The following is a 24,720-nucleotide window of genomic DNA, read 5'->3' on the forward strand; positions in this document are numbered from 1 at the left end:
CGGCGCCAGCGCCGATCGAGCGGCCGAGACGCGGCCGCGCGATGTTTTCCAGATGATCGCTTCGCCGCGCACGCATCTACGGACTGCCTATCGTAATGAACTATGCCGTCATGCATGAATATGCGATCGATCGCAATTCTGGCCAGTTCAAGGCTCCGTTCAATCAGATCAAGAACGAACCGAACGTCTTCACCTACAAGGATACGGCAATCGTCACGCCAAACAGCGACACGCCCTATTCCTTCGTGTGGATGGATTTGCGGGCGGAGCCGGTGGTGCTCTCGGTGCCGGCGATCGACCCGAAGCGCTACTACTCGGTCATGCTCTGCGACGGCAATACCTACAATTTCGGCTATATCGGAACCCGTGCCACAGGAAGCGAGGCCGGCGACTACATGGTCGTCGGGCCCGACTGGAAAGGCGACACCCCGGCGGGCATCAAGCAGGTGTTTCGTTCGAGCACACAGTTTGCCCTAGCGGGCTATCGCACCCAGCTTTTCGGCGCGGATGATCTCGACAACGTCAAGAAGGTGCAGGCTGGCTACAAGGTGCAGATGCTCTCGGCCCATCTGAAGCGGACGCCGCCGCCGGCCGTGCCAACCGTCGATTTCCCCAAGATCGACAAGGAACTCGTGAAGACCAACTTCTTCGAGTATCTCGACTTCGCTTTGCAATTCGCGCCGGCGCAGGAGAACGAGAAGGAGATGCGCGCCAAGCTGGCACGCATCGGCATCGGCCCTGGCAAGACCTTCAACTTCAAGGACCTCTCTCTGGAGCATAAGCTGGAGATCGGCCTTGGCATGAAGGAAGGCCAGCGGAAGGTCGACGAGGCCGTCGCCAGTGTCGGCAAGGCGATCAACGGCTGGCGGCTTAGCGGTCTTCCCGGCGATAGCGCCCACTATAATGGCGACTGGATGAAGCGTGCCGTCGCCGCTCAGGCCGGCATCTATGGGAACGACCCGGAGGAAGCGACCTATCCGTTCACGCGCGTCGACAGCGACGGCCAGGCGCTCGACGGCAGCAAGCACAATTACACGCTGACCTTCCCGGCGGGGCAACTGCCACCGGTGAATTCCTTCTGGTCACTCACGATGTATGACGGCAAGAGCCAACTTCTGATCGAAAACCCGATCAACCGCTACCTTATCAACTCGCCGATGCTGCCGGCGATGAAGACCAACGCGGATGGGTCGCTGACGCTCTACATCCAGGCCAAATCGCCGGGCGCCGACAAGGAAGCGAACTGGCTGCCTGCTCCGAACGGGCCGATCTACCTGGTCATGCGGCTCTACTGGCCGAAGACGGAAGCGCCGTCGATCCTGCCGGCGGGTGAAGGTACATGGCGGCCACCCGGGGTAAAGCGGGTCTCATAGAAGACAAAAACTTCGCACGCCTCTCCATCGCAAACTCGTTGAAGAAACGCGGCCGGTTCTCGTGCTGTCCGCACGTAGCGCGGGCAGATGATGCAGCGAGCGCGCCAAGAGGCTCAGACCCAGCAGTCGACACAATCAGTTTGCCGTTCCAGCTCAAGGGCTCCGGCTTCGACCACTGCGCTGGCGCAGTCCGCCGGCGCCCGGCATCTCGCGCCCTAAAACCTGCAAAGCGATAGGCGCCTTCACACAGACATCGTCGGCCTAGCTGTTCAGTCGATCCATCCGGAGATCGAGCGAAAGCGACAGACCTTCTGGATCCCATTTCCGCTCGATTGTCGCGCCGAGCCCACTCAGCGTCGCCTTTTCGAGCTTGCTGCCGAAGCCCGCCTGCGCGGGAGATCCCGCAATCGTTGGGCCGCCGCGCTCCGTCCAGTGGAGTTTCACCGTCTCGCCTTCGCGCACGAGCTTGACGTTGAGCCGACCTTGCGGACAGGAGAGAGCGCCATACTTCGCCGCGTTTGTCGCAAGCTCGTGCAGCACCAGGGCAAGGGCCGTCAAAGCAGACCCTCCAACGGAAACCTCTGGCCCAGAAATCTCCAGCGCCTCCCGATGCTCCGCCTCGTAAGGCGATAAGAGTGCACGCACCAGGCTGAGGAGGTCGGTGGAGGCGCGATTGCCTTCGGCTTCGCCTGAGATTGTCAAATCGTGGGCGCGAGCCAATGCCGTTAGTCGTTCGCGAAGCTTCTTGGTCAGCTCTTCGACCGAGGTGGCCGATCGGGCACTCAGCGAAATCAACCCGCCTGTCAGGGCGAAGAGATTCTTGATGCGGTGGTTCATCTCGCGCATCAGCAGCTCTTGACGCTCGCGTGCCTGGACACGTTCGCTGATATCGCGCGCGATTTTGGAGGCGCCGACGATCACGCCGCTCTCGTCGCGGATCGGTGAGACGGTCAGCGCCACATGAATGAGCGTGCCATCCTTGCGCCGCCGCAGAGTTTCGAAATGGTCGGTTCGACGTCCCTCGCGAACCCCGCCGATGATCATGTCCTCTTCATGCAGACGTTCCTCGGGGATGAGCATCGTGATCGGCCGCCCGATCGCTTCCTCCGCGGTGTAACCGAACAAGCGCTCTGCGCTGGCATTCCAGCTCGTGATCGTGCCGTCGAGCGATTTGCTTACGATCGCATCGTCGGAATAGGCCACGATCGCGGCGAGCTTCGCGCTAGCCTCATGCGCGATCCGCCGTGCCTCTGCCTCCTGTCGGGCCTCGACGAGAAGTTTGGCATTGTCGATGGCGATGGCGGCGTGGGCGGCGATCGCCATGACGATCGACTCCGCTTCTTCGTCGAACTGTCCCGGCTCATCGTGAGCAATGAAAATGCCGCCGTGGACGCTGCCCGTGCGCGAGATGACCGGAACCGCCAGATAACTCACGACCGGCAGATGGCCTGGCGGCATGCCAAAATGCGGAGCGCTCAATCCGTATCTGGGATCCTTACGGATATCGTCCGACCGAACCACTCCGGTGCCATCGAAGGTGGGTGCGAAAACCGCTGTCTTGCGCGGCATCTCGAAGTTCTCGAAGGCCGATCTGGGAACACCGGACAGGGTGTAGAGGCCGTAGATTCCCCCCTTCTCGTCGACTTGATTGTAGAAGAAGGCGCCGAACTTTCCTCCCGACCATTCGGTGGCCGCGTCTGTCACGAGGCTTACAAGCTCGGCAAGATCGAATTCACCCGCAACGGCGCGGGCGATGCGGCTGAACATCCGCATGCGCTCGATCTCATTGGAACGAGCACCGGTTCTCCGGGCATGATCCGCGTTCAATTGTTATCCCCCGCCGAACCAGACCTTGGCGCATCGAAAAATGCCATGTCATTTCGCGCAATAACATATCATTTGCCCGGTCGCCCTGTCATTGAATGCACCGCTTTCAACTGAGACCAAGACTGCGCGTTCGGGCTGGCAGCAAGCCGCCCGACCTAGCTCTCGATCGGCGATAACGTTCGCGCCTCCTTTACCTCGTTGCGGGAACTGGTGAGACCAAACTCCGTTTCGACCAAACGGGGTGGGTTCTGGGGTCTGCCGCCGCAGCGGCTGCACTCCGAAGTGTCGAGGCTGGAATGGTCAACGAGAGCCTGCACGTCCGGCCTACCATCCTGATCGTCGAAGACGAACCGCTTCTGCTGATGGATGCGGTAGATATGGTCGAGGAGGCGGGGTTCGAAGCCGTGGAGGCATCCGATGCTGACCGGGCAATCGAAATACTGACCTCCCGGTCCGACATCCGCATCGTGCTCACCGATGTCGATATGCCGGGCTCCATGGACGGCGTGAAGCTCGCCCACTTCGTCCGCGACCGCTGGCCTCCGATCGAGATCATCATCGTCTCTGGTCATCGTACCGTGGCCGCCGAGGAGATGCCGGATCGCGGCCTGTTCTTCTCCAAGCCCTACAGCCGTCATGCCATCACCGCGGCAATGCGAAGTTTCGTGTCCTGAGGAACGATCACGTGATCGCTCATGGAGCTGATCGGCGGACAATCCATAAACTTTGAGCTGTGGAACAGGTCGTTCCTCAACCCGGCACGGGCTATATGGCAGTTGTCATGGAAGATCCGCAGCCACGTCGTGAGGAAAGGTCCCGCTTGGTTCAGGCGGCGAAGTTGCGCCTTCCGGGCAGAGGGGAGGCATGGACCTGCATGATCCGCGATATTTCATCCAATGGCGCTCGAATGCGGCTCCCCCTTGGTTTTGAACCCGAGGGGAAGGTTCTCATCACCGCCGCGACGATCGGCACCGACCGGTCGGCCCGCGTTGTCTGGCGGAATGCTACATCGATAGGCGTAGCGTTCGAGTAATTCCGAGGGTGGACACGCTTTCCAGCCTACCGAAGTCGATGGACCTGCATGTCCCCCCGCTGAGGACGATAGCGTCCTGACCAATCATCGCCACATCCCGCGCATCTTGGCTCGGACATCGACCTTTGGGGCACCGCTCGGCGTTCGGCCGGGTTCCATCGCGGGAGCGTGCGGCCAGGCGACCCGCTCGAAATGACCTAGCAAGGCGTTCGGGATGAACCTCGTGCGGTTGGCGTAGACGTGGCGGTCACCGGTTCCGGATTGGCCGGACGTGAAAAAGCGCTGCGGCACGATCAGGTGAAGGTCGTCCTTCGCTCGCGTCATCGCGACATAGAGCAGGCGTCGTTCCTCTTCGATCTCGTCTCTGGTTCCGGTCCCGAGGTCGATCGGAAGGCAGCCGTCGACGGTGTTCAGGACGAAGACCGATTTCCATTCCTGGCCCTTGGCCGAATGGATCGTCGACAGGATCAGGTAGTCTTCGTCGAGGTGGGGTACCCCGGCCTGGTCGCTCGTCGCATCGGGGGGATCGAGCGTCAGCTCGGTCAGGAAGCGCTCCCGGGAGGGATACCCGCTGGCGATCTGCTCCAACTGGACGAGGTCAGCCTGCCGGGTGGATGCATCCTCGTGGATCCGTTCGAGATGCGGCTCGTACCAGCGCCGCGCCCGCTCAATCTCACCGGGCCAGCCAGCGCCACGGTATCGAATTTCGCGGACCGCGGTGCAGAATTCGTCCCAATCTGCTCCGGCACGCGGCGGAGCGGGAGCGTCGGCGAGAGCCTCGACCGGAGCGGTCGCCTGGCCGATATGCTCCAGGACGCGTTGCGCTGACGTCGGTCCCACTCCCGGGAGAAGTTGCAGCACGCGGAACCCGGCGACCTTGTCCCGCGGGTTCTCGACGAACCGCAACAGCGCCAGCAGATCCTTGATATGGGAGCTGTCGAGGAATTTGAGCCCGCCGAACTTCACGAAGGGGATGTTGCGGCGCGTGAGTTCGATTTCCAGCGGACCGCTATGGTGCGAAGCCCGAAACAGGACCGCCTGCTGCTTCAGAGTCGAGCCGCCCTCGCGGTTCTCGAGGACCTTGTCGGCGACGAAGCGCGCCTGATCGGCCTCGTCGTGGACATGGACTAGCTGCGGCGGGGACCCATTGGAGCGGGCCGTCCAGAGGTTCTTGGTGAAACGTTCCGTGGCCAGATCGATGACCGCATTGGCGGCCGAGAGGATGGCCTCGGTGGAACGATAGTTCTGGTCGAGCGTGACGACCTCCGCGGGAGGCGAGAACGCGGCGGGAAAGTCGAGGATGTTGCGCACCGTCGCGGCGCGGAACGAATAGATCGACTGCGCGTCGTCGCCAACGACCGTCAGTCCTCGGCCGTCGGGCTTGAGGGCGAGGAGAATCGAGGACTGGAGGCGGTTGGTGTCCTGGTACTCGTCGACCATGACATGGTCGAAGCGCGAGCCAACAGCCGCCGCGATGTCCGGGTCAGTCATCGCCTGCGCCCAGTAGAGCAGCAGGTCGTCGTAATCGAGGACGTTCTGCTGCTGCTTGGCCTCGACATAGGCGGCGAACAGGTCCTTGAGCTCGGCTGCCCAGGCAACGCACCACGGATGAGACCGGCCGAGCACGTCCTCGATCGGCAACTCCGAATTCACGCAGCGCGAATAGATCGCCAGGCAAGTGCCCTTCGTCGGGAAGCGCGCTTCCGTCTTCGAGAAACCGAGCTCGTGCCGGACGAGGTTCATCTGATCGGCGGAATCCTCGCGATCATGGATGGTGAAGGCCGGGTCGAGGCCGAGTTGGTCGGCGCAATCGCGCAGGAGCCGGGCGCCGATGCCGTGAAACGTCCCTGCCCAGGTCAGGGCATCGCTCAGGACCCCCGCGCCATCGCCCAGCACCTTGCGGGCGATCCGCTCGACGCGCTTCGACATCTCCGAGGCCGCGCGGCGGGAGAATGTCATCAGCAGGATCCGCCGTGGATCGGCGCCGGTGACCAGAAGGTGCGCGACACGATGCGCCAAGGTGTTGGTTTTGCCCGATCCGGCGCCCGCGATCACGAGCAGGGGAGACGCGGCCTCCGAGCCGACGCCGTGGACGACGGCTCGCCGCTGGGCCGGGTTGAGCGTGTCGAGATAGTTGATCGGGGCAACGGCGTTCATAAGAGTCTGCTGAAAAGTGATTCGCTCGACCCTACCATGTCGGATGATAGGGGTGCGTCAGGATTGCCGACGCTTGGCATCGCGCGCGGCTCCAGGACCTCGGTACCATGTTCCCCAATAGGCTCCGCGGCCGCGATCTCGGGGATCGAATTCGAACCCGCCCATTATGTCCCTGAAGCGCGCGGCCTGATCCGGATCGGAGAAGCAGAAAACTCGGAAGCGCTTTCCGTCGTAGGCAACCTCATGGCCTCGAGGAGCAAGCGACGAGAGCGGTCCGGTCGCTGGCACGATGCCGAGTCCATGCCCCGGTGGGATCTCGACTGCGACTTGGTGAGGCCAGCGACGGTCGACCTCCGCGGGCGACAGCTCGCCCTTGCGTCTCATGGTTCATCGACGAGGCGAGGGCGGCGTCTTCCTTCCGAAAAGCGACCGCGCAAGAAGCCGCGCGACGAAGCGGCATCGGCGTCGGCTGCCATGACGGCAAGGTCTCGGAGGACCATCCGGATCGCCTCCCGGGAATCTCCGTTGGCTTCCTCCATGACCGCATCGACCTCCTCATCGGAAACGGCAAACGGGTCTGGTTCAGGCGGGCGGGAAGCCTCGACTGCTGCCATCGGTCATGTCCTCAATTGAGGGAACATAAAGAGAACAAACGGAATGGCGAGTCAAGCATGCCTCGCCGACAGCGTCTCCTTCGTTGTGCGAAATCATTCCTGGGCAGAGCGGCTCGTTCGGCGCGTTTCCTGCGCACGGTCCAAGGACCTCGCGGCTCGCCGGGCGGCACGCAGTTCCTGGAGCGTGGGCTGCCACCATCCGCGAAGGAAGGCGTCCGGCGTGGTCGGGCGTCGCGCAGGCCAGGTCTTGACCAGTTCCTCATGGGTCGCACGCCGCCACAAAGCCCAGACCAGATCGTCTGACTGTCCAGAGCTCCAAGGATAATGCCGGGCGGCGGTTTCCATGGGCACGATCTCGCCGGTTACCTCAAGGACGACGAGCGGCCCCTCATGTGACATCAGCACCCGGTCGGTCGGCGGCAATTCGCTTGCAGGCACGGGATAGCGTCGACGTCGGCGCTCGGCCGCCGTTGCTTTCGCGCCTTCGTACTCCGGCGCGGATTTCGCCGCCTCGCGCCGCTGCCTTCGAGCTTCCGGCTCACTGCGCTGCGCGGCGGCTTCGATGGTTGGCCACCTTCTGCGAAGTTCATCGATCGATCGGAACGGAACGTGCCAGGCTTTGTCTTCGCCGTTCCACCACGCCCAGGGCACCGCACGCAATTCCTCGACGATGGATCGAGAATACGGGGTGCGCACGACGATCTCATCGGCGACCTCCAGGTAAGGGCTGACGATCGGTTCGAACGAGAAGGAATCGCGACCGCGCTCATCCGCGAGGGTGAACGCTCTCGGCAACTCACGATCGAGCCATCGCGCCGCGCGAAGCATCGCCGTCGTGCCCGGTATCCGCCAAGCAGCCAAGTCGTCGTTCCAGCGCGCTCTCGGAAAAGCTTCCCGAAAGCGCACTGCGAGTGCCGCGTCGAACGGGAAGGAGACGATTGCACCCGAGCTTTCTTCATCAGCGCGGATTTCAAAGTCGTTGCTTTTGCGCCCGGCCATCGTCCTACGATCCTGCGGTCCAAAGCGATGACCCGGCTTGGGAAGTGCTTCAGCCCGGCAGCCCGGGTGATATCCGCTAGTCGACGAAGCGTACCGTCGTGCCCGGCCTGACGAGCTGGGCCAGTTCCTCGGCATCCCAATTCGTAAGCCGGACACAGCCATGCGATGATGCCTTGCTGATCTTCGAAGGCTCCGGCGTACCATGGATGCCGAAGGTCGGCTTCGACAGCTCGATCCAGACCGTGCCGACGGGATTGTTGGGGCCACGAGGGAGCACCAGGCGACGTTTGTTCTTGCCCTGCTGGAAATTCTTGACCGGGTCGTAGTGGTACGTCGGGTTCTTCACGACCCGCACCACTTGGTATTCGCCCTCAGGTGAGGGAGTGTCCTCGCTACCGATAGTGGCCGGATAAATCGCGATCACCTTTCCGGTCGCATCCAGCGCGCGAACGATGCCGTTCGCCTTGTCGGCCTCCACCGTCCGGGCCTCGTCGGGAGGGAGGGCTCGTCCGACCGAGACGACGTGCAGTGCTTCCTCGCGCGTCCGATACTGCTTTTGCGGGTTGAATACCCTGAGAAGACCCTCGCTCATGTGAAAGCGTTCGGCGAACATCTCGTGAGCGTTCCTGTAGCCGAGCCGCTTCATTCGGGCCTGACGGGCGTAATCGTGAGGAATGCGCCTGACGAACCGGGTTTTGACGTCCTCCTTCGTCACGACGTAATCCGCGACGATGTCCGCGTTGACGTCCCCTTTGAGCGCCTGCCAGGTCGCGGCGTCGATGATCTCGCCGGTTTCGAGATTTTCGCGGCGGCGGAACTGGTCGATGGCCTTCCGGTAATTGTCGCCGTCCAGCCCGTCGATCTCCCCGGGAGAGACCCCCTGACGCGCCAATAGGACCTGAGCCTTGATGATCGATGCGCTGGGCCGCGTCACCTTGGTCTTCGTGACAGCAGGAGGGCCTGCTCGATTCACCTCATCCGGGGTAAGAGCTCTGGCGGCAGCCGGAGCCAGCAAGACGCACCCGCACACCAGGGCTGCCTGGAACTTCTTCAGCAGCGCGACAACAGGTCTTGGCACGGAAATCACCATCGCTGGTCCCACGCACGGCCAACGCGATGTTTCATCCCCTGGTTCCGCGACGGCGTTGCCGAGGTGAACACTGGCCGATCAACGAGGGCTGTCGCTCGACCTCGATGCATCCAGCCGTGTTTAGGCGGAAGCCGATTGACGATATTGGAGCAGGACGTTCTGAGTTAGGTCGTCCTCGTCGAGCGCCATCGGCACAGAGGCCGTCACCAGATAGGCAATTCGGGTTCGCTCCTTCTCGATTTCCGCTTCAGGAATTGTGTCCCTCACCTCGTTCCAAACGGCTTCCAAAGCTGCATGCGCCCGAGCGAGATCTGCGGGATCACTCAAGGACGAGAACGGCATGTTTCTCTCCCGAAAATGAACTTGGCGAGGAAAACTTAGGTCAACGAAGCCAGCGTGCAGACTGGTTCAGTCGCCGGTCGCCTGGGAACAGAATCCGTCCTTGTATCGTTCGAATGGTACTTCGCGGCGCTTGCCGCCTCATCGAGGACCATTCCCCATGAGAAAGCTCATTGCACTTTCTTTCGTCGCGATGGCGACCGCATTCCCTGCGCAGGCGCAGACATCGACGACTTCGCCCATGCCTGCACCGAAGGGCGACGCCGACAAGAACGCTCCGTTGCCGGGAGCCAACAGCTTCACCGAGGGACAGGTCAAAAGCCGTCTTGAGGCCAACGGCTATTCGCAGGTCGGCCCGCTGACCAAGGACGCGAATGGCGTCTGGAAGGGCAGCGCGACGCATGGCGGAGCGAAGGTGAACGTCACGGTCGACTATCGCGGCAACATCACCCGCCAGTAGTCGGGAGACAGCAGATGACTCAGACCCTCACCCGTTCCTATGACAGCTACGAATCCGCGCGCTCGGTCGTCGAAGCGCTCGAAGCGGAAGGCATCTCCTCCGCTGACATCAGCCTGATTGGCCGTCACGCGAAGGCTGAGGACAGCAACGCGGGCGAAGGCGCCGGAATCGGTGCGGCTCTCGGCGGAGCCGCAGGATTGCTTGCCGGTATCGGGCTGATCGCCATCCCCGGGGTCGGCCCCGTCGTCGCCGCAGGCTGGCTCGCATCGACGGCGGCAGGGGCGGCCGCAGGTGGTGTCGCCGGCGGCATCGTTGGTGCCCTGACGAGCGCCGGGCACAGCGAGGAAGACGCGAACTACTATGCTGAAACGGTACGCCGCGGCGGCTCGGTGGTTTCGGTTCAGGTGGCCGACGAGCAAGTTCCGGCGGTCGAGGCGATCCTGAAAGGCGCCACCCCGATCGATCGCGATGCGCGGCTGGCTGAGTATCGTGCGGGGGGCTGGAGTCGTTTCGATGAAACGGCCGCACCGTATCGCCCGCCGGTGATCTGACGACGTCGGAGGAGTGGCGCGCAGCCGCGCGACTCCTCTGCTGGAGGTTATCCACGAATGGAGGGGCTTACCATGGCCAGGAAAACACGGTCGCCCGCGCCGGAAGGACGCGACTCCGAAAGTGGGTTCTCCGTCGCATCCGATCTCGAGAGCATTGGTATCCCCACCGACGAAATGGCTGACGCAGTCCAGAACCGCGTGAGCGAATTCCAGGAATTGCTCGAGGACGAAATCCGGCAACGTCTGCTTCGGGCTTTGGGATGGGCTGCTGCCGCGGGTTTCATTCTCGGCGTGATGGCCGCGCGAAATTGAGCCGATGTTCCGCCGCACGTCTGGTCGCTTTCGCGGACGTGCGCGGATGCTCTTTCCGGGAGTAGCGGGTCAGGATTCTGGAAGCGGGAAGATGCGCCAGGACGGTTTCCAATGTGATGCCTGCGGATCGGCAAGCGTGCGGATTCCGCTGAATCTGACGCCCGACAGCGAGGTCTGCTGTAGCGGGTGCTCCAGATCGTTGGCGACGTGGTCCGAGTATCGGTCGAGCGGCGGGCCGATCGCCGATCCGCTCGCGGGCTGACCGTCCGCTATCGCCACTGTGCCAGAACCTCGTCCGTGGTGGCGGCCTCGATTTGCTGGCTGAAGCGAGAGAGGTACAGCTCCATCAGCGCGTCGTGCGTTGCGTCGGATGAACTGCACAGGGCGTCCGTGACCAGCACGACCCGCAGGCCTCGATCGACGGCTCCAAGCACCGTCGCGAGTACGCAGACATCGGTCTCGCCGCCGGTGATGATGACCGTGTCGATCTGGCGTTCCCCGACGAAGTGATCCAGGCGGCCTTCGGTCCAGGGTGAGTAAACCCTCTTGTCGAGCACATGGGCGGCCGGGACAAATCGTTCGAGAGAAGGCAAGAGGCGGACGGCTTCAACACCGACCTTTTCCAGGGTTACCTCGGGCCATCTTCGATAATAGCGCTGCCATGTGCCACGCCCTTCACCCTGCCGGTCGGCAGGTATGAATCGGGTGAATAGAGTCCGTTCTGGATTGGATCCGCAAAGCTCCTCGACCCCCGGCAGGACCTTCTGAAGCCATGGGAACGACCAAGGGTAGCCCGGACCGAAAAGACGCTGCATGTCGACGCAAAGGTGGACGCAGTTGCGCCCGAGCTCACCATGCACCAGCCCGTGGGCAGCCATTGCTCATCCCTTCAACACGATCTCCGGCGATCAGGTGCCGTCGATCAGTCTGATCGTTTTGCTGGGTCTCTCGGCCGCCACGCCATCGCTGCCGGATTCTAATCCGCCCGCTTCATGCTTCTCCGTGAGACCCTCGGTATTGCCCCGTTCGAACGGGGGGTGCGGTCCCGTCGGGTTGAGAGACCTCGGGTTTCCTTCCGCACTCTGCCACTTGGTGACGGCGTCTTCGACCACCCCGCGCGCCGGTTCGAGAAGGTGGGTCACTGCCGCCCCGCACGTCAGGGTCCAATCGTTGCCGGAGCGGCGGATTTCGAATGATTTCGTCATCAGTTCCCAGGCTCCCGGAGATTGCGAGATCGCTGAGGCTCGTCTGCTCCGGGAGCGGGCGCCTTCAGTGGCGATGCTTCAAAACGGCATCAAGCCGCCTTCTTATTCGCCGACGAGATCCCGATCTTGGAGAGAAGCTGGTCGGTCTTGGTTTCCTCGCTCAACGTCTGGTCGAGGAGGGCTACGGCCTGCTTCAGGCCCAACTCCTTGGCCCAGGTCTTGAGAGTGCCGTAGCGGGCAATTTCGTAATGCTCGACGGCCTGCGCGGCGGCGACCAGACCCGTATCGATCGCCGGGCTGCCCTCGAATTCCTCGATGATGCTCTTGCCCTCGTCGATGATGCCGAGGATGGCGTCGCAGGTCTTGCCGCGAGGCGCCTTGCCGAGAAGCTCGAAGACCTCCGCGAGCCGCTCGACATGGGTTTCGGTTTCGTCTCGATGGGTTTCGAAGGCCTTCCTGACCTCCGGCGAGCTGGCCGCGCGCGCCATCTTGGGCAAGGCCTTCAGGATCTGCTTCTCGGCATAGTAGATGTCCTTGAGCGTATCGAGAAAGAGGTCGTCGAGCTTCTTGGGTTCAGTCGCCATGGGAGCCTCCTGGCTGGATGTGAAAACCCCTTAACCGCACCGGTCGACTTCGGTTCCGGTCGTCGGCGGCGCGCCTTTCGCGGCCGAAAGATGGAGATCGGAGTGCTGCGTCATGGGCTCTCTCGCCGTGCTGGCGAACAACTTCCCGAGGCACGACCAGTCCCGGACGATTGCGATTGGCGAATGTCGATTGGGGGCAGCGGATCAAAGCTCCGGCGCGCGGAACAGCGACCGGTTGACAACGATTAACTGGCTGCGGTGGCCAAGGAAAAGGATTCAGCGGAGCGCCTCTATCTCGCTCGGGTCATGCTGATCGGTTGCCCTGGATCGGTGAAAATCGGTGAAGCGAGGAGCAAATGCCGCATCGGGCAAGCCTCGATTGGCTGAACTTCCTGCTGGCGGACCTGCGCGGCGGGATGGGTCCTTACGTCAATGTCTTCCTGCTCACGGAGGTCGGCTGGGACCAGTCGAAAATTGGTGCCTTGCTCACCGCCAGCGGTCTCATCGGCATTGCCTTTCACGCGCCGATCGGCGCCTTGATCGACGCCACGCGCCCCAAGCGCGGTCTCATGATCGGTGGGGCCTGGCTCCTCGCGGTTCTGGGCGCAGGCATTGCGACTTATCCGACGATACCGGTCGTGTTCGTCGCGGATGTCAGCATGGCGCTCTTGGGGGCCGTCTTTGCGCCCACGATCGCGGCGATCACGCTTGGGCTTTACGGCGCGCGCGACGCTGCTGCGCAGCTCGGGCGCAACGCCGCGTTCGACCGGCTCGGCAACCTGTTCATTGCCGCCTTGGCGGCGGTAGTCGGCACGCATTTCGGGCAACGCGGCGTCTTCTACATGCTTCCGCTGTTCGCCGGGCTGTCGATGATCGCTGTTCTTTCAATTCCGGCCGGCGCCATCGATCATCGGCGCGCTCGCGGCCTCGATGACGTCATCCCCGAGGACGGTCGGCCGTATCCGTGGCGGCAGTTGTTCGCCGAACGCCCCTTTGCCGTGCTGGCGATCGGCACGGCGCTGTTCCATTTCGCCAATGCGCCGATGCTGGCCCTCGCCAGCCAAAAGCTGGCGCTGGAAGCAAAAGGCTTCGAGTCCGCCGTGACGTCGGCGGCGATCATCGTCGCCCAGCTCGCGACTATCCCGATGGCGTTCCTCGTGATGCGCGCCAACCGGATCGGCGGCGAGCCGCTGCTCATCCTGGCGTTCGCGGCCCTGCCGCTGCGCGGCATCCTGTTCGCCACGGTCGACGACCCCTACTGGATGATCGCCTTCCAACTTCTCGACGGAGTTGGGGCCGGGCTGTTCGATGTGCTCCTGCCGCTCGTTCTGTACGGCGCGGTGCTGGGCAGCGGGCGCTACAACATGGCGCGGGGAATGCTCGGTACCATTCAAGGAATTGGAGGAGCGTCGAGCTATGCATTCGCTGGCAGCCTGGTCGTTTGGGGCGGATACAGCGTCGCCTTTGCCGTGCTCGCTGGGGTGGGCGTGATCGCTCTCCTTCTCATTCTGATGGCCATGCCGGAGACCGTCTCGCGGATCCGGACGGAAGCCCGCATCGAAGAGCTTTGATCCCGAACTTTCGTCCCGGACCGGCGTTGAAAACTCGCCCGCGTTCGCGGGTTGGATTGGCCGGAGAGCAAGGGGATGCGGATCGCGCAAGTTGCGCCGCTGGCGGAGTCGGTTCCTCCGCGACTGTATGGCGGCACGGAACGGGTAGCGTCGTGGCTTACCGAGGAACTCGTGCGGCAAGGACATCGGGTCACCTTGTTCGCCTCCGGCGATTCCCAGACCTCGGCCGAGTTGGTCGCCTGCGCACCGCAGGGTTTGCGGCTGGCAGGCATCCGAGATCACACGGCCAGCCACCTCGCCATGCTCGCGAAGGTCCGGGAACGGCAGGAGTCATTCGACGTCATCCATTTCCACCTCGATCTGCTCCAACACGCGATGTTCTCGGACCTGACCCACAAATGCGTAACGACCTTGCACGGGCGCCTTGACCTGCCCGATTTCCTGCCGGTCTATCAGGCCTTCCCGCGGATGCCGCTGATCTCGATCTCCGAGGGGCAGCGAAAGCCGATGCCTGCCACCGCAAACTGGCTGGCGACCGTCCACCACGGCCTGGGACCGGGCCTATGTCCGTTCGATGCGCGGGGAGGGGATTACCTCGCCTTCCTGGGACGGATCACGCCCGAGAAGCGACCTGAACGCGCCATCGAGATCGCCAAGCGTGCCGGGATGCGCCTGAGGATCGCGGCGAAGGTCGACCCCGTCGACGAGGAATATTTCCGAAACCAAATCGCACCGCTTCTGCATCATCCCTTGATCGACTTCATCGGAGAAATCGACGAGGCGCAGAAGGCCGGGTTTCTCGGAGGCGCCCGGGCACTCCTGTTTCCGATCGACTGGCCGGAGCCGTTCGGCCTCGTCATGATTGAAGCGATGTCGGCGGGAACTCCCGTGATTGCGTGGCGCAACGGCTCCGTCCCGGAGATCGTCGGAGACGGAGTGTCTGGGATCATCGTCGACTCGATCGCCGAGGCCGTTTCAGCCTGCGTGCGCAGCACCGCCATGGATCGATCAAAGGTGCGGGCCCATTTCGAGCGGCATTTCACCGCCGAGCGGATGGCCCGCGATTATCTCGCGGCGTTCGACCGACTGCTGGCCTCGTCACAGGATTGCGCCAGGGCCGCAGAATAGACGCAGAGACAGAGCCAATCGGCGGAGCAAACCACCTGGCCTCCGACGAGGAGGAGCTTCGAATGCATGAGCAGAACGTTGCCTCAAGGCAGCCGGAAATTGCCGGACGATCTGAGCCTTCGTCCGATCACGCCCTTGATGCGCATCCCTCGCTCGTCGAGCGTCCGCTTCGAACCTTGAAATCCGGCGACGCCTTCGCCGTTCTCGACAGTCATGGCGACATCGGCATCACGCCTGACACCTCCGAGGGACTCTTCTGCAACGACACCAGGCATCTTTCGCGGTTGGAATTGTTCTTCGAGGACAAGCGCCCCTTGCTCCTCGGCTCGGTGATCCAGGACGACAACACCGCATTGACGGTGGATCTCGCCAATCCGGAGATCACCCGGGGAGACGGGTCGACCATCATCCCGCGCGACGCGATCGCGATTGAGCGGACGAAGTTCCTTTGGAACGCGCTCTGTTACGAGCGGGTGGATCTGCGCAACTTCGACCGGATCCCGCATGAGTTCACGCTGTCCTTGTCTTTCGGTGCGGATTTTCGGGATCTCTTCGAAGTCCGCGGAATGAAGCGCGCCCGGCACGGCGAGACGGAGACGCAGATCGCTTCGGGGACGGCCCGCTTCGCCTATCGCGGCCTCGACGACAGGGTCAGAAGAACGGTCCTGCGCTTCAAGCCGGAGCCGTGCCGGTTGACGAACGGCCTGGCTTCGTTCCGCTTCCGCCTCGAACCCGGCGAACGGACCTCGCTTCTTCTGACCGTCGCCTGTGATCTGGTCGATGCTTCGAGAGGGGATCTCCGGCCCGTCGGCACCGCGCCCGGCGTGCCGCCGCTGGATTTTGCCAAGGCCTACCAGAATGGCCGCCGGGGCCTTCGCGCGCTGACGGCCAACATGTCCAAGGTTAGATCGTCGAACGCCCTCTTCACCGACCTGATGAGTCGATCGACCTCGGATCTTTACACACTCATGACCCGCGGGGCTGACGGGCTCTACCTCTATGCCGGAATTCCATGGTTCTCGACCATGTTCGGCCGGGACGGGATCATCACGGCGATGATGTTGCTATGGGCCGATCCGTCCGTGGCGCGCGGGTCCTGCTTCATTTGGCGCGAGCACAGGCCGTAACCAGCGACCCAGTCGCCGATGCGCAGCCCGGCAAAATTCTCCATGAACGGCGAAGCGGGGAGATGGCCACCCTGGGGGAGGTGCCGTTTGGATTCTACTACGGCTCCGTAGACGCCACGCCGCTCTTCGTCATGCTGGCAGGCCAGTATTTCAACCGTACCGGCGATCTGGCGACGATCCAGCAGCTCTGGGAGAACATCGAAGCCGCGCTCTTGTCGTGCGATACATATGGAGATCGCGACCGAGACGGCTTCGTTGAATACTTCCGTGAGACCGAAAACGGGCTCGCCAACCAGGGCTGGAAGGACAGCCACGATTCGATTTCCCACACGGATGGATCGCTGGCCAGCGGCCCGATCGCGCTTGTCGAGGTCCAGGCCTATGTCTATGCCGCCAAACGGGCGGCCGCCGTTATGGCCCGGGCCCAAGGCTTGGACTTGCGCGCCGACGAGCTGACGCAGCAGGCATCGGTGTTGCGGGAGCGCTTCGACCAGGCCTTTTGGTGCGAGGAAATCGGCTCCTACGTACTGGCGCTCGATGGCGACAAGCGTCCCTGCCGAGTTCGTTCCTCGAATGCGGGACATGCCCTTTTCGGAGGCATCGCCTATCCGGAGCGCGCCGAGCGGATTGTTCGATCCCTCATGAGCGAAGGCAGCTTCAGCGGCTGGGGCATCCGAACGTTGAATGCCGGAGAAGTCCGCTACAATCCGATGTCCTATCACAATGGCTCGGTCTGGCCGCACGACAATGCCTTGATCGCCATCGGCTTCGGCGCCTATGGCTTCAAGTTCGAGGCCTCGCGCCTGTTCGAAGCCATCTTCAACGTTGCGACCCACCAGGACCAACAGCGCCTGCCGGAGCTGTTCTGCGGGTTTCTTCGAAAGGCCCGCCGTGGGCCGACGGCCTATCCCGTGGCGTGCTCACCACAGGCCTGGGCCGCGGCAGCTCCCTTCGCGATGCTCTCGGCTTGCCTTGGTCTGGAGCTTCCTGCGGCGGCAAACGCGGTCAAGCTGGTCGACCCTGTCCTGCCGTCTTTCCTCGACGACGTGATCATTCACGAGCTGACCCTGGGCGGTTCTCAATTCGACCTGCGCGTGCACCGCCACCAAAGCGACGTCACGCTCAACGTCCTGAAGCGCTGGGACGAAAGCAACGCACGGGTCACGATGATCAAGACGAGATAGACGCAGTCAGCGGCACAAACCGCTCGGAGGAACCCGCAGCTCGGCAACCTCGTTGATCAGGTTGCCAGGGCATAGTCCGTTCAAATGCGGAGCAACCTTCGCCTGGCGGGAGCTGCCGTGGGGAACGCTGAGCTTGGCTGCCGAGTCCTCCTCTCGATCCGGGCCCGGGTCCGCGCGCGATCCGGTCGTCGAACCCAGCAAGCCGCGGCTGCTGAAGCTGTTGGGGCCGGGCTTGGTTACGGGCGCGTCCGATGACGATCCCAGCGGCATCGCTACATATTCCCAGGCTGGAGCCCAGTTCGGCCATGCCGCGAGCTGGTCGCTTGTCCTGACCTACCCCTTGATGGTGGCGATCCAGATCATCAGCGCCCGAGTCGGCCGGACAACGGGCCACGGTATCGCGGGGAACATCGCGCGCAGCTATCCGAGATGGGTGGCCTTTGCCGTGACCGTTCCGCTGCTCGTCGCCAACGTGATCAATATCGGGGCCGATCTCGGCGCGATGGGCGATGCCCTGAAGATGTTGGTCGGAGGCCCCGCCCATATCTACGTCGTCGTCTTCGGTGCGATCTGCATCGGCTTGCAGGTTCTGCTCGAATACAAACGCTACGTCGCGGTGCTGAAATGGCTATCGCTGGTCCTCTTGGCCTATGTCGCGACATTGTTCGTCGTAAAGGTCGACTGGCTGGCAGTTGCGACCAGCATCGTGCTTCCCAGACTTTCCTTCAGTGCCGACTACTTGTCGATCATCGTCGCGATCTTCGGAACCACCATCAGCCCGTACTTGTTTTTCTGGCAGGCTTCGCAAGAGGCGGAGGACCTCAAGGAGAAGCCGAGGGAAGAGCCCCTCGTCGACCATCCCGAACAGGCGGAACCCGCGCGCGAACGAATTCAGCTCGACACCGTGATCGGCATGGCGATTTCCAATGTGATCGCGCTCGCGATCGTGACGACGACGGCCTCGACTCTGAACCCGGCAGGATTGACCGATATCCAGAGTTCGGTCGATGCCGCCAAGGCTCTGGAGCCGATCGCCGGCTCCTTCGCGAAGGTGATCTTCGCGCTCGGCATCCTCGGGACGGGAATCCTTGCAGTTCCGGTACTGGCCGGATCGGCAGCCTATGCGATCGGAGAGGCGGCCAAATGGCCGGTGGGGCTTTCCCGGGAGCCGCGCGAGGCGAAGGCCTTTTACCTTGCCGTCTCGATAGCGACGGCTATAGGCGTCGTCCTGAACTTCACGTCGGTCGACCCGATCAAGGCGTTGGTCTGGAGCGCCATCATCAACGGCGTTGTCGCCGTGCCAATCATGGTGATCCTGATGCTCCTGGCATCGGATCCGAAGATCATGAAGCAGTTCGTCATCGGGCACGCGCTGAAGGTGCTCGGCTGGCTTGCCACTGCGGCAATGGCCGCGGCCGTCGTCGGCATGGCGATTACCGCGATTTGAGGGAGAGCCCGCGGGGCCGGACGTTTCGAAACCGCCAAAGGGTCTCGGCTACCTCGCAGGACCTCACGGGCTTCTTACTCTACGGCTGATCGACGCCACCAAGGCCATATGTGCCAGAGCCCAAGGAGCACGACGGCGACAGTGATTGCGCTTGAGGCTGCCATCCAAGCGTCGTGGATGATCTTCGAAACCACGACATAGGTATCGGTCGCAAGCCCCAGGGCAAGGAACACGGTAGCGAGGAGCAGGAGACGGCTCGCCAAGCGATGGAATTCGGGTTCGTTCCGGCCAGCGTAGACGAGGCGATGGTAAGCTGCCGGGGCGATCAGGAGCGCGGTCGCGAGCGCGATCAACCCCAAGGCGAGGCCATGGATCACCTTCAGGCTGGGCGATAGCTGCTCGAAGCTATTGGTCAGTACGATGGCAAGCTGGAACCCGAGCAGGGCCTGAGCTCCTGGGAGAACGACACGCGCCTCGGTCAGCACGTAGTCGATCTTGGCGTCGAGAGGGGTTTTCTTATCGGAGGTCGGCATCGTCTCGTCCTCGCTCGGATGATGAAAGAGTAATGGCCCGAACCAGATCGCCAGCGGCAGCGCTGCGCCCAGCACGGCGCCAGCAATCCCCGCACTGAGACCGGCGATCCGCGTTCCGGCAAGCCCGAGATCAAGGCCGATCGCGATCGCGAAGGCGGGCAGGGTTGCCGCCGATATTCGTGTTAGAAACTCGATGAAGCCGGAACTAGCCTCGCCGTCCTCCGTGATCCGATGATGGGCGCTCGGGGTTATCAGCAACCCGACGACGACGATGATCAAGCCCAGGACGACGAGCTCGACCGCCTTCTCATTGCTCGATACCTTCGAGAACCCGTCCTGGAACGGCGCCTGGAGTTGAAAGCCCAAAAGGATTTGGGCACCCAGCATCATCATCCGGGATTCATCCAGGGCGGTCTTGGTTCGGTCGGCGAGAGCCATTTGCGCACTTCAAGTCTTCGGGTTCCGATCGACAGCGTGCACCAGGCTCTCGGTCACGACGCCCAAGGCCTCTCCGGCCAGGACATCGCTGAGCCAGTGCGCCAGCAATCCCACGCGAGTCAGCGCGAGGAACGAAGCGACGCTCCAGAGGAGCATGCGATGAGAGGGAACCATCCTCGATAGCGCGGCAGCGAGCGCTCCCATGTGAACGGCATGTCCTGAGGGAAATGCGTCGAAGGCTTTCCCGGAGCGGGGCACGCCATGGCGATCGCCATGGATTTCCAGTCGATCCGGCCTTTCCTGGGCAATGACCTTCTTGAGAAGATGAGGCAGCACCGTCGTCGTGGCCATCGTCAGGAGTAGATGGTTCGCGGTACGGCGACGGGATGGCTGCCCCCCGCGCGAAGCAAGCCAGTAAAGCGAGATTGCCGGAAGCAGAAAGTGCTCATCCGCGATTCGGGTCAGCAACTTTAGCGATCGCTCGAGCCCCGGGGAACTGCCCCTGGCAATGACTTTGGCGATGGGCCGATCGAGGGCAAAAGCCGAAAGACGCAAACGTTTCATGACGCCACCTCATCCACGCAGCAGGAACGACGCTGAGCGGAGATTGTTCGCCGGTGTCCGTGCAGGGCTGGAACCCTGACCGTCTGCCGGAACATCGGATGGAGAATTCATTTCTGTGATGCTCTTCATGGAGGCTCGACATGCCCCGTTACGATAACGGCTCTTCCTCCAGGAAGACCTCGATCTTCACCAGGTTCGCCCACAAGGCCGCGGCATGGACGGGCAGACCGGAGACGTTATTCATTGCGTTGGCGCTGGTCGTTCTCTGGGCGCTATCGGGGCCCTTTTTCGGCTACAGCGACACTTGGCAGTTGGTCATCAACACCTCGACGACGATCGTGACCTTCCTGATGGTCTTCGTGATCCAGAACAGTCAGAACCGCGATACCGCCGCGATGCAGATCAAGCTGGACGAATTGATCGTGAAGCTGGAGGGCGCCCGCGAAGAAATGCTCGATCTGGAGGAACTCGATCGGGCTCGACTGGAAGAGATGCAAAAGGACTTTTGCCGCCGCGCCCGCCGGGCGCACAAGCGGGGTGTCGCAACCGATGAAGCATCATCGACCGCATCCGACTCTTCCTCGGACCCGCGCATCCAGTAATTGGATACCGTCCCGAGTCGGCTCAGCGACTCGCTTTGGGAGCGCGGGCTGCCTGCCTTGCAACCATGCCGGGTAACCGCATAACCTGCCCTTACGACAAGGGGCAGAACCGTAGTGAAGCATCGGAGTCTGACGTCGGGGCAAATCGACGACGTGATCGCGCAGATCATGGAAGTGCGACACTTGGCCTCCATCCTGGAACTCGGCAGCGTGTCCTATTTTCTCGATATGGCGCTGACAGAGGCGAGAGTTCAGAGCCACTGGGTTGAGGAGAAGAGATCGGCCGAGGACTTTGCGGGAAACCCGGACGGAGGATCGCCCTCCTCGCATTGAGGATAGGGCGCCGCTCATTATGGAGCTTGGATCGGCACGTACGCCCCGGGACCAGGCGGTGGCTCATTTCGCGGGAACAACCCTCGGGACGACTCGTTCGGGTTTTACGGACTGGGGGATTTGCACCAGACGGAGAATCCAGCGCGCCGCAGCGCTGAGCGACGCGCCCGAAGGGTCTCCGCAGGCGACCGAGTTTCAACAGCTTGCAGACGAGATCCGGGGCTGGGATGAGGCGCACAAGGGCGAGAACAGCCAAGGCCCGGAATCGTCCGACAGTTTGCTCAAGCCGGATGATCTTCCCTTCTCGGGACTGCCGGGCAATCTCGGGAAGCTCAAAGACAATTAAGCCGCGTGCGACTACAGGATCGGATGCCCGCCGGTGACGGCGATGGTAGCTCCTGAGACGTAGCTCGAGAGCGGATCCGCCAGCATCACATAGGCCGTCGCGAGCTCCGCTGGCTGGCCGGGGCGCTGCATCGGCACTTACTTACCGAATTGGCTCACGCTCTCCGCGGGCAGGGTTGAAGGAATGAGCGGCGTCCAGATCGGCCCGGGCGCCACCGCATTGGCACGGATGTCCTTGTCGGCGAGCAGTTGCGCGAGCCCACCGGTGAAATTCTGGATCGCGCCCTTCGTCGCCGCATAGGCGAGCAGGGTGGGGTTCGGCTTGTCAGCATTCACGGAAGCCGTGTTGATGATGCAGGAGCCCGGCTTCATGTGAGGAACAGCGGCCTTGGTCAGGTAGAACATCGCGTGAATGTTCACCGCGAAGGTCAGTTGCCATTCCTCGTCCGAGATCTCGTCGATGGTGTCGAAGCTCGCCTGATGCGCGGCGTTGTTGACGAGGATATCGATGCCGCCGAACTCCTCCAGGGCCCGCTTGACGATGGCCCGGCAATGGGCGGGGTGCTGGATGTCGCCGGGCATCAGCACTGCCTTCTGCCCGGCCTTCGCGATCCATTCGGCGGTCTCGGCTGCATCCTCATCTTCGCTGAGATAGGAAATCAGGAGGTCAGCGCCTTCCCGCGCGAAAGCGATGGCAACAGCTCTGCCGATGCCGCTGTCACCGCCGGTGATGATGGCGCGCTTGCCCTTGAGGCGGCCCGAGCCGACATAGCTCGTCTCGCCATGATCCGGCCGCGGCGTCATCGCGGCGGTCTTTCCCGGCATCGGTTGCTTCTGTTCAGGGAAGGGGGGCTCGAAACGCGCGGTCATCGCGACTCTCCTGCTAGGCGGAAGCCGCACGGCCTCCACGCTCGACGGGTCAGTGCTTGGAAGCGTGCTCCGGCTTTCCCTTGCGCTTGGTCGAAGCCATCTTCTCCAGTTCGGTCTCGCTCATCGATTTCTCCATCGATTTCGAGGCGCCCTTGAGCTCGCTCTTCTTCATGTCGCCGCGCTTGGCTGCCAAAGCAGCTCCGGCGGCTTTCTGCTGTGCAGCCGATTTCGCAGGCATCGTGATCTCCTTCACTGAAAAGAACGGGTGACGGCTTCGATCTTGTTGCCGTCGGGATCGAACACGAACGCTCCGAAGTAATGCGCGTCGTATTCGGGGCGTAGCCCCGGCGCTCCGGCATCGCGGCCGCCATGGGCAAGGGCTATCCGGTGGAATGTCTCGACAAGTTCGCGCCGACCAACCGCGAATGCGACGTGCATGCCGTTTCCGCGCGTCGCCGGGTGACCGTCGAGCGGTGTTTCGACGCTGAACAGGATGCTGGCCACGCCGTAATCGGCCGAGTGCTCGCTGCTTTGGAGCAACCGCAGGCCGAGGCAGCCAAGGACACTGTCATAGAGTTCGCGGGCGCGGGCGATGTTGTTCGTCCCGACGGAGATATGGTCGATCATCGCCGCGCTCCCTCGGGTGCCGCCAGCACATCGTGATACCCGGGATGACGATGCGCCCAATCGGCCACGAAGCCGCAGGCGGGCACAATGCGCTGGCCGCGTTCTCGGGCCAGACGAAAGATCCCTTCGACAAGGCGCTCGCCGATGCCGCGTCCGCGAAAGGCGGCAGGCACTTCGGTGTGGGAGAACGAGATATTCGTCGAGCCTGCGATACACGGCGAACGCCTCGCCGCCCGGAGAGCTCATGACGAAGCGATTCTCGGTCGGATGGTCGGCGATCACCCATTTAGTTTGATCAGGTACCTGCATGGCTTTCCCACCTGATGGAGCGGATACCGAGACGAACACATCGACAAGCCGCAAGTTCCCTGGAGATGACCGTTCCTTGACGCTCATGCCGACTGACGTCCCGGCAGAAGAAGGGCGAGCCCAAAGGACTCGCCACCAATCCGCGCAATGGCGGAAAACTTTGCTTGCCGCCCTCGCGGCCAGTTTCGGCTTGGCGCTCGCGGTCATCGGCAAAGCAGCCGGAACCAGGTGCCCCACTTCGGCGCCTATTCGCCGACGCCGGCTGCGGGCTTATCGCCGGGCTTCACCTTCGGCTTGTCAGAGTCTCCTGTATCCTTTTGGGGGTCGGGATTGATCGAGACCTTTGTGGTGGCATCCTTGTCCGGATCGCCCTGGATCGATCTCACGCGCTGCTGCTCTTCCGGACTGAGCTTGTTGCCCTGGCCGTCTCGCATGGGTGCCTCCTATCTGGAATGCCCCCAGAGGAGAACTGGCCTCCTTCCCAGCGGTTCCGGTGTCGCCCGCTACTCGGCGCGGGCCTTTTGCGCCTGCCGCGGTCAGGAACCAATCCGCTCTCACGGCTGTTTGCGTGTCACTTTCGCTCATCAGCAGGAGGGGCTCATGGACAGTATTATCTACCTCGTCGGTCTCGTGGTGGTCATCATGGCCATCCTGTCGTTCCTCGGTCTTCGATAGGAGATCGCCATGTCCATGTCTGGAACGGACGTCGTCGTCGCACGCTCTGGCGGTTGCCGGAGCGCTCTGGGCGCTCTGGGTCATGGCCTCCGCCACGATGGCCGGCGGCTATCTCGCAGGCCGCATGCGGCAGCCGAGCTTTGATGCCAATGGCGAGGAGCGCAAGGTGCGCGATGCGACCCATGGTCTCCTCGTCTGGGCGACCGGGGCGCTCCTGATCACCGTCGTCGCGACCTCGTCGCTTTTCGGTGCCGCCAAGACAGCGGCGAGCGGTGTCGGAAGCGCTAGCTCGGGCGTGGCGTCGCTGATTTCTCAGAATGTCGATCCGCTCGCGATGGCACTCGACAACGTGATGCGCGCTAACGGCCAGCCGCCGACGGCCCAGGAACGCGACGAAGCCTCGCGGATTTTCGTCAACGCGCT

Annotated in this window: 29 protein-coding genes and 2 pseudogenes; 15 read left to right on the forward strand and 16 right to left on the reverse strand. The window is 62.8% G+C overall.

Annotated elements, in window-relative coordinates; genetic code table 11:
• Positions 1 to 74: 74 nt before the first annotated feature.
• Positions 75 to 1,373, forward strand: a complete 1,299-nt coding sequence (locus tag AC1DNE_RS29195; protein ID WP_476767103.1) for a DUF1254 domain-containing protein — start codon at positions 75 to 77, stop codon at positions 1,371 to 1,373.
• A 261-nt stretch (positions 1,374 to 1,634) separates the two neighbouring features.
• On the opposite strand, the gene AC1DNE_RS29200 is transcribed toward AC1DNE_RS29195, so the two are convergent.
• Complete coding sequence (locus AC1DNE_RS29200) at positions 1,635 to 3,146, reverse strand: PAS domain S-box protein (protein ID WP_441473926.1); 1,512 nt, start codon at positions 3,144 to 3,146, stop codon at positions 1,635 to 1,637.
• Between the two features lie 350 nt (positions 3,147 to 3,496).
• Between AC1DNE_RS29200 and AC1DNE_RS29205 the strand changes: the two genes are divergently transcribed.
• On the forward strand, positions 3,497 to 3,874 hold the full coding sequence (locus tag AC1DNE_RS29205) for a response regulator (protein ID WP_441473925.1): 378 nt from the start codon (positions 3,497 to 3,499) through the stop codon (positions 3,872 to 3,874).
• Between the two features lie 107 nt (positions 3,875 to 3,981).
• Positions 3,982 to 4,233 carry a PilZ domain-containing protein gene (locus AC1DNE_RS29210; protein WP_476767100.1) on the forward strand — a complete coding sequence of 84 codons (252 nt, stop codon included), beginning with the start codon at positions 3,982 to 3,984 and terminating at the stop codon, positions 4,231 to 4,233.
• An 84-nt stretch (positions 4,234 to 4,317) separates the two neighbouring features.
• Here AC1DNE_RS29210 and AC1DNE_RS29215 read toward each other — a convergent pair whose 3' ends face one another.
• The 5 genes from AC1DNE_RS29215 to AC1DNE_RS29235 all read right to left on the reverse strand — a co-directional run bounded on the left by AC1DNE_RS29215 (position 4,318) and on the right by AC1DNE_RS29235 (position 9,435).
• Positions 4,318 to 6,390 (reverse strand): ATP-dependent helicase, encoded by a 2,073-nt coding sequence (locus AC1DNE_RS29215; protein WP_441473924.1) that lies wholly within the window; start codon positions 6,388 to 6,390, stop codon positions 4,318 to 4,320.
• 380 nt (positions 6,391 to 6,770) lie between these two features.
• Complete coding sequence (locus AC1DNE_RS29220) at positions 6,771 to 7,004, reverse strand: hypothetical protein (RefSeq protein ID WP_441473923.1); 234 nt, start codon at positions 7,002 to 7,004, stop codon at positions 6,771 to 6,773.
• A 93-nt stretch (positions 7,005 to 7,097) separates the two neighbouring features.
• Positions 7,098 to 8,003, reverse strand: coding sequence for a hypothetical protein (locus AC1DNE_RS29225; protein ID WP_441473922.1), 906 nt, complete (start codon positions 8,001 to 8,003; stop codon positions 7,098 to 7,100).
• 76 nt (positions 8,004 to 8,079) lie between these two features.
• Positions 8,080 to 9,093, reverse strand: coding sequence for a L,D-transpeptidase (locus AC1DNE_RS29230; protein ID WP_441473921.1), 1,014 nt, complete (start codon positions 9,091 to 9,093; stop codon positions 8,080 to 8,082).
• Positions 9,094 to 9,213: 120 nt separating this feature from the next.
• Positions 9,214 to 9,435, reverse strand: a complete 222-nt coding sequence (locus tag AC1DNE_RS29235) for a hypothetical protein (RefSeq protein ID WP_441473920.1) — start codon at positions 9,433 to 9,435, stop codon at positions 9,214 to 9,216.
• Between the two features lie 157 nt (positions 9,436 to 9,592).
• Between AC1DNE_RS29235 and AC1DNE_RS29240 the strand changes: the two genes are divergently transcribed.
• The 3 genes from AC1DNE_RS29240 (at position 9,593) to AC1DNE_RS29250 (ending at position 10,755) form a co-directional block, all read left to right on the forward strand.
• Positions 9,593 to 9,892 carry a PepSY domain-containing protein gene (locus AC1DNE_RS29240; RefSeq protein ID WP_441473919.1) on the forward strand — a complete coding sequence of 100 codons (300 nt, stop codon included), beginning with the start codon at positions 9,593 to 9,595 and terminating at the stop codon, positions 9,890 to 9,892.
• A gap of 14 nt (positions 9,893 to 9,906) precedes the next feature.
• On the forward strand, positions 9,907 to 10,443 hold the full coding sequence (locus AC1DNE_RS29245) for a hypothetical protein (protein WP_441473918.1): 537 nt from the start codon (positions 9,907 to 9,909) through the stop codon (positions 10,441 to 10,443).
• A gap of 72 nt (positions 10,444 to 10,515) precedes the next feature.
• On the forward strand, positions 10,516 to 10,755 hold the full coding sequence (locus AC1DNE_RS29250) for a hypothetical protein (protein WP_441473917.1): 240 nt from the start codon (positions 10,516 to 10,518) through the stop codon (positions 10,753 to 10,755).
• A gap of 269 nt (positions 10,756 to 11,024) precedes the next feature.
• On the opposite strand, the gene AC1DNE_RS29255 is transcribed toward AC1DNE_RS29250, so the two are convergent.
• The 3 genes from AC1DNE_RS29255 to AC1DNE_RS29265 form a co-directional block, all read right to left on the reverse strand.
• Positions 11,025 to 11,633 carry a cysteine hydrolase family protein gene (locus AC1DNE_RS29255; protein WP_476841347.1) on the reverse strand — a complete coding sequence of 203 codons (609 nt, stop codon included), beginning with the start codon at positions 11,631 to 11,633 and terminating at the stop codon, positions 11,025 to 11,027.
• A gap of 30 nt (positions 11,634 to 11,663) precedes the next feature.
• Positions 11,664 to 11,960 (reverse strand): hypothetical protein, encoded by a 297-nt coding sequence (locus tag AC1DNE_RS29260; RefSeq protein ID WP_441473915.1) that lies wholly within the window; start codon positions 11,958 to 11,960, stop codon positions 11,664 to 11,666.
• A gap of 89 nt (positions 11,961 to 12,049) precedes the next feature.
• Entirely contained in the window at positions 12,050 to 12,544 is a 495-nt protein-coding gene (locus AC1DNE_RS29265; RefSeq protein WP_476841348.1) for a YciE/YciF ferroxidase family protein, read from the reverse strand.
• 356 nt (positions 12,545 to 12,900) lie between these two features.
• Here AC1DNE_RS29265 and AC1DNE_RS29270 point away from each other — a divergent pair, with 356 nt between their 5' ends.
• The 5 genes from AC1DNE_RS29270 to AC1DNE_RS29290 all read left to right on the forward strand — a co-directional run bounded on the left by AC1DNE_RS29270 (position 12,901) and on the right by AC1DNE_RS29290 (position 19,001).
• A complete protein-coding gene (locus AC1DNE_RS29270; RefSeq protein ID WP_441473913.1) occupies positions 12,901 to 14,115 on the forward strand; it encodes an MFS transporter in 1,215 nt (404 codons plus the stop codon).
• 75 nt (positions 14,116 to 14,190) lie between these two features.
• Positions 14,191 to 15,243 (forward strand): glycosyltransferase family 4 protein, encoded by a 1,053-nt coding sequence (locus tag AC1DNE_RS29275; protein ID WP_441473912.1) that lies wholly within the window; start codon positions 14,191 to 14,193, stop codon positions 15,241 to 15,243.
• 176 nt (positions 15,244 to 15,419) lie between these two features.
• Positions 15,420 to 16,370 carry a glycogen debranching N-terminal domain-containing protein gene (locus AC1DNE_RS29280; protein WP_441473911.1) on the forward strand — a complete coding sequence of 317 codons (951 nt, stop codon included), beginning with the start codon at positions 15,420 to 15,422 and terminating at the stop codon, positions 16,368 to 16,370.
• 62 nt (positions 16,371 to 16,432) lie between these two features.
• A complete protein-coding gene (locus AC1DNE_RS29285) occupies positions 16,433 to 17,554 on the forward strand; it encodes an amylo-alpha-1,6-glucosidase (RefSeq protein ID WP_441473910.1) in 1,122 nt (373 codons plus the stop codon).
• Between the two features lie 127 nt (positions 17,555 to 17,681).
• Positions 17,682 to 19,001, forward strand: coding sequence for an NRAMP family divalent metal transporter (locus AC1DNE_RS29290; RefSeq protein WP_441473929.1), 1,320 nt, complete (start codon positions 17,682 to 17,684; stop codon positions 18,999 to 19,001).
• Positions 19,002 to 19,075: 74 nt separating this feature from the next.
• Here the strand turns inward: AC1DNE_RS29290 and AC1DNE_RS29295 are convergent, their stop codons facing one another.
• Both AC1DNE_RS29295 and AC1DNE_RS29300 read right to left on the reverse strand, forming a co-directional pair.
• Positions 19,076 to 19,972 (reverse strand): DUF6328 family protein, encoded by an 897-nt coding sequence (locus AC1DNE_RS29295; protein ID WP_441473909.1) that lies wholly within the window; start codon positions 19,970 to 19,972, stop codon positions 19,076 to 19,078.
• A gap of 9 nt (positions 19,973 to 19,981) precedes the next feature.
• Positions 19,982 to 20,536, reverse strand: a complete 555-nt coding sequence (locus AC1DNE_RS29300) for a phosphatase PAP2 family protein (protein WP_441473908.1) — start codon at positions 20,534 to 20,536, stop codon at positions 19,982 to 19,984.
• A 140-nt stretch (positions 20,537 to 20,676) separates the two neighbouring features.
• Between AC1DNE_RS29300 and AC1DNE_RS29305 the strand changes: the two genes are divergently transcribed.
• The 3 genes from AC1DNE_RS29305 to AC1DNE_RS29315 all read left to right on the forward strand — a co-directional run bounded on the left by AC1DNE_RS29305 (position 20,677) and on the right by AC1DNE_RS29315 (position 21,817).
• The gene (locus AC1DNE_RS29305; RefSeq protein ID WP_441473907.1) at positions 20,677 to 21,138 is read left to right on the forward strand and encodes a low affinity iron permease family protein; all 462 of its coding nucleotides are present in this window, start codon (positions 20,677 to 20,679) and stop codon (positions 21,136 to 21,138) included.
• A 153-nt stretch (positions 21,139 to 21,291) separates the two neighbouring features.
• Positions 21,292 to 21,471, forward strand: a complete 180-nt coding sequence (locus AC1DNE_RS29310) for a hypothetical protein (protein WP_441473906.1) — start codon at positions 21,292 to 21,294, stop codon at positions 21,469 to 21,471.
• Positions 21,472 to 21,529: 58 nt separating this feature from the next.
• Positions 21,530 to 21,817, forward strand: a complete 288-nt coding sequence (locus AC1DNE_RS29315) for a hypothetical protein (protein WP_441473905.1) — start codon at positions 21,530 to 21,532, stop codon at positions 21,815 to 21,817.
• 11 nt (positions 21,818 to 21,828) lie between these two features.
• On the opposite strand, the pseudogene AC1DNE_RS29320 reads toward AC1DNE_RS29315, so the two are convergent.
• The 5 genes and pseudogenes from AC1DNE_RS29320 to AC1DNE_RS29340 all read right to left on the reverse strand — a co-directional run bounded on the left by AC1DNE_RS29320 (position 21,829) and on the right by AC1DNE_RS29340 (position 24,056).
• A pseudogene (locus AC1DNE_RS29320) lies at positions 21,829 to 22,686 on the reverse strand (SDR family oxidoreductase).
• 49 nt (positions 22,687 to 22,735) lie between these two features.
• Entirely contained in the window at positions 22,736 to 22,924 is a 189-nt protein-coding gene (locus tag AC1DNE_RS29325) for a DUF3008 family protein (protein ID WP_113584337.1), read from the reverse strand.
• An 11-nt stretch (positions 22,925 to 22,935) separates the two neighbouring features.
• The gene (locus tag AC1DNE_RS29330; RefSeq protein ID WP_441473903.1) at positions 22,936 to 23,313 is read right to left on the reverse strand and encodes a VOC family protein; all 378 of its coding nucleotides are present in this window, start codon (positions 23,311 to 23,313) and stop codon (positions 22,936 to 22,938) included.
• On the reverse strand, positions 23,310 to 23,525 hold the full coding sequence (locus AC1DNE_RS29335; protein ID WP_476841349.1) for a GNAT family N-acetyltransferase: 216 nt from the start codon (positions 23,523 to 23,525) through the stop codon (positions 23,310 to 23,312). Before AC1DNE_RS29335 ends, AC1DNE_RS29330 begins: the two co-directional genes overlap by 4 nt.
• Positions 23,526 to 23,867: 342 nt before the next feature.
• Complete coding sequence (locus AC1DNE_RS29340) at positions 23,868 to 24,056, reverse strand: hypothetical protein (RefSeq protein ID WP_441473902.1); 189 nt, start codon at positions 24,054 to 24,056, stop codon at positions 23,868 to 23,870.
• Positions 24,057 to 24,379: 323 nt separating this feature from the next.
• On the opposite strand from AC1DNE_RS29340, the pseudogene AC1DNE_RS29345 reads away from it, so the two are divergent.
• Positions 24,380 to 24,720: pseudogene (locus AC1DNE_RS29345) on the forward strand (hypothetical protein); the annotation flags it as partial.

It is taken from the genome of Allobosea sp. 05L423, assembly GCF_056397745.1.

Bases quoted from the DNA above. Each gene is read 5' to 3' on its own strand.
- AC1DNE_RS29260 (WP_441473915.1), bottom strand. From the start codon at position 11,960: ATGACGAAATCATTCGAAATCCGCCGCTCCGGCAACGATTGGACCCTG.
- AC1DNE_RS29285 (WP_441473910.1), top strand. From the start codon at position 16,433: ATGGCCACCCTGGGGGAGGTGCCGTTTGGATTCTACTACGGCTCCGTA.
- AC1DNE_RS29250 (WP_441473917.1), top strand. From the start codon at position 10,516: ATGGCCAGGAAAACACGGTCGCCCGCGCCGGAAGGACGCGACTCCGAA.
- AC1DNE_RS29305 (WP_441473907.1), top strand. From the start codon at position 20,677: ATGCCCCGTTACGATAACGGCTCTTCCTCCAGGAAGACCTCGATCTTC.
- AC1DNE_RS29230 (WP_441473921.1), bottom strand. From the start codon at position 9,093: ATGGTGATTTCCGTGCCAAGACCTGTTGTCGCGCTGCTGAAGAAGTTC.
- AC1DNE_RS29295 (WP_441473909.1), bottom strand. From the start codon at position 19,972: ATGGCTCTCGCCGACCGAACCAAGACCGCCCTGGATGAATCCCGGATG.
- AC1DNE_RS29325 (WP_113584337.1), bottom strand. From the start codon at position 22,924: ATGCCTGCGAAATCGGCTGCACAGCAGAAAGCCGCCGGAGCTGCTTTG.
- AC1DNE_RS29255 (WP_476841347.1), bottom strand. From the start codon at position 11,633: ATGGCTGCCCACGGGCTGGTGCATGGTGAGCTCGGGCGCAACTGCGTC.
- AC1DNE_RS29330 (WP_441473903.1), bottom strand. From the start codon at position 23,313: ATGATCGACCATATCTCCGTCGGGACGAACAACATCGCCCGCGCCCGC.
- AC1DNE_RS29210 (WP_476767100.1), top strand. From the start codon at position 3,982: ATGGAAGATCCGCAGCCACGTCGTGAGGAAAGGTCCCGCTTGGTTCAG.
- AC1DNE_RS29300 (WP_441473908.1), bottom strand. From the start codon at position 20,536: ATGAAACGTTTGCGTCTTTCGGCTTTTGCCCTCGATCGGCCCATCGCC.
- AC1DNE_RS29235 (WP_441473920.1), bottom strand. From the start codon at position 9,435: ATGCCGTTCTCGTCCTTGAGTGATCCCGCAGATCTCGCTCGGGCGCAT.
- AC1DNE_RS29245 (WP_441473918.1), top strand. From the start codon at position 9,907: ATGACTCAGACCCTCACCCGTTCCTATGACAGCTACGAATCCGCGCGC.
- AC1DNE_RS29220 (WP_441473923.1), bottom strand. From the start codon at position 7,004: ATGGCAGCAGTCGAGGCTTCCCGCCCGCCTGAACCAGACCCGTTTGCC.
- AC1DNE_RS29205 (WP_441473925.1), top strand. From the start codon at position 3,497: ATGGTCAACGAGAGCCTGCACGTCCGGCCTACCATCCTGATCGTCGAA.
- AC1DNE_RS29215 (WP_441473924.1), bottom strand. From the start codon at position 6,390: ATGAACGCCGTTGCCCCGATCAACTATCTCGACACGCTCAACCCGGCC.
- AC1DNE_RS29240 (WP_441473919.1), top strand. From the start codon at position 9,593: ATGAGAAAGCTCATTGCACTTTCTTTCGTCGCGATGGCGACCGCATTC.
- AC1DNE_RS29275 (WP_441473912.1), top strand. From the start codon at position 14,191: ATGCGGATCGCGCAAGTTGCGCCGCTGGCGGAGTCGGTTCCTCCGCGA.
- AC1DNE_RS29200 (WP_441473926.1), bottom strand. From the start codon at position 3,146: ATGCGGATGTTCAGCCGCATCGCCCGCGCCGTTGCGGGTGAATTCGAT.
- AC1DNE_RS29225 (WP_441473922.1), bottom strand. From the start codon at position 8,003: ATGGCCGGGCGCAAAAGCAACGACTTTGAAATCCGCGCTGATGAAGAA.
- AC1DNE_RS29265 (WP_476841348.1), bottom strand. From the start codon at position 12,544: ATGGCGACTGAACCCAAGAAGCTCGACGACCTCTTTCTCGATACGCTC.
- AC1DNE_RS29270 (WP_441473913.1), top strand. From the start codon at position 12,901: ATGCCGCATCGGGCAAGCCTCGATTGGCTGAACTTCCTGCTGGCGGAC.
- AC1DNE_RS29340 (WP_441473902.1), bottom strand. From the start codon at position 24,056: ATGCGAGACGGCCAGGGCAACAAGCTCAGTCCGGAAGAGCAGCAGCGC.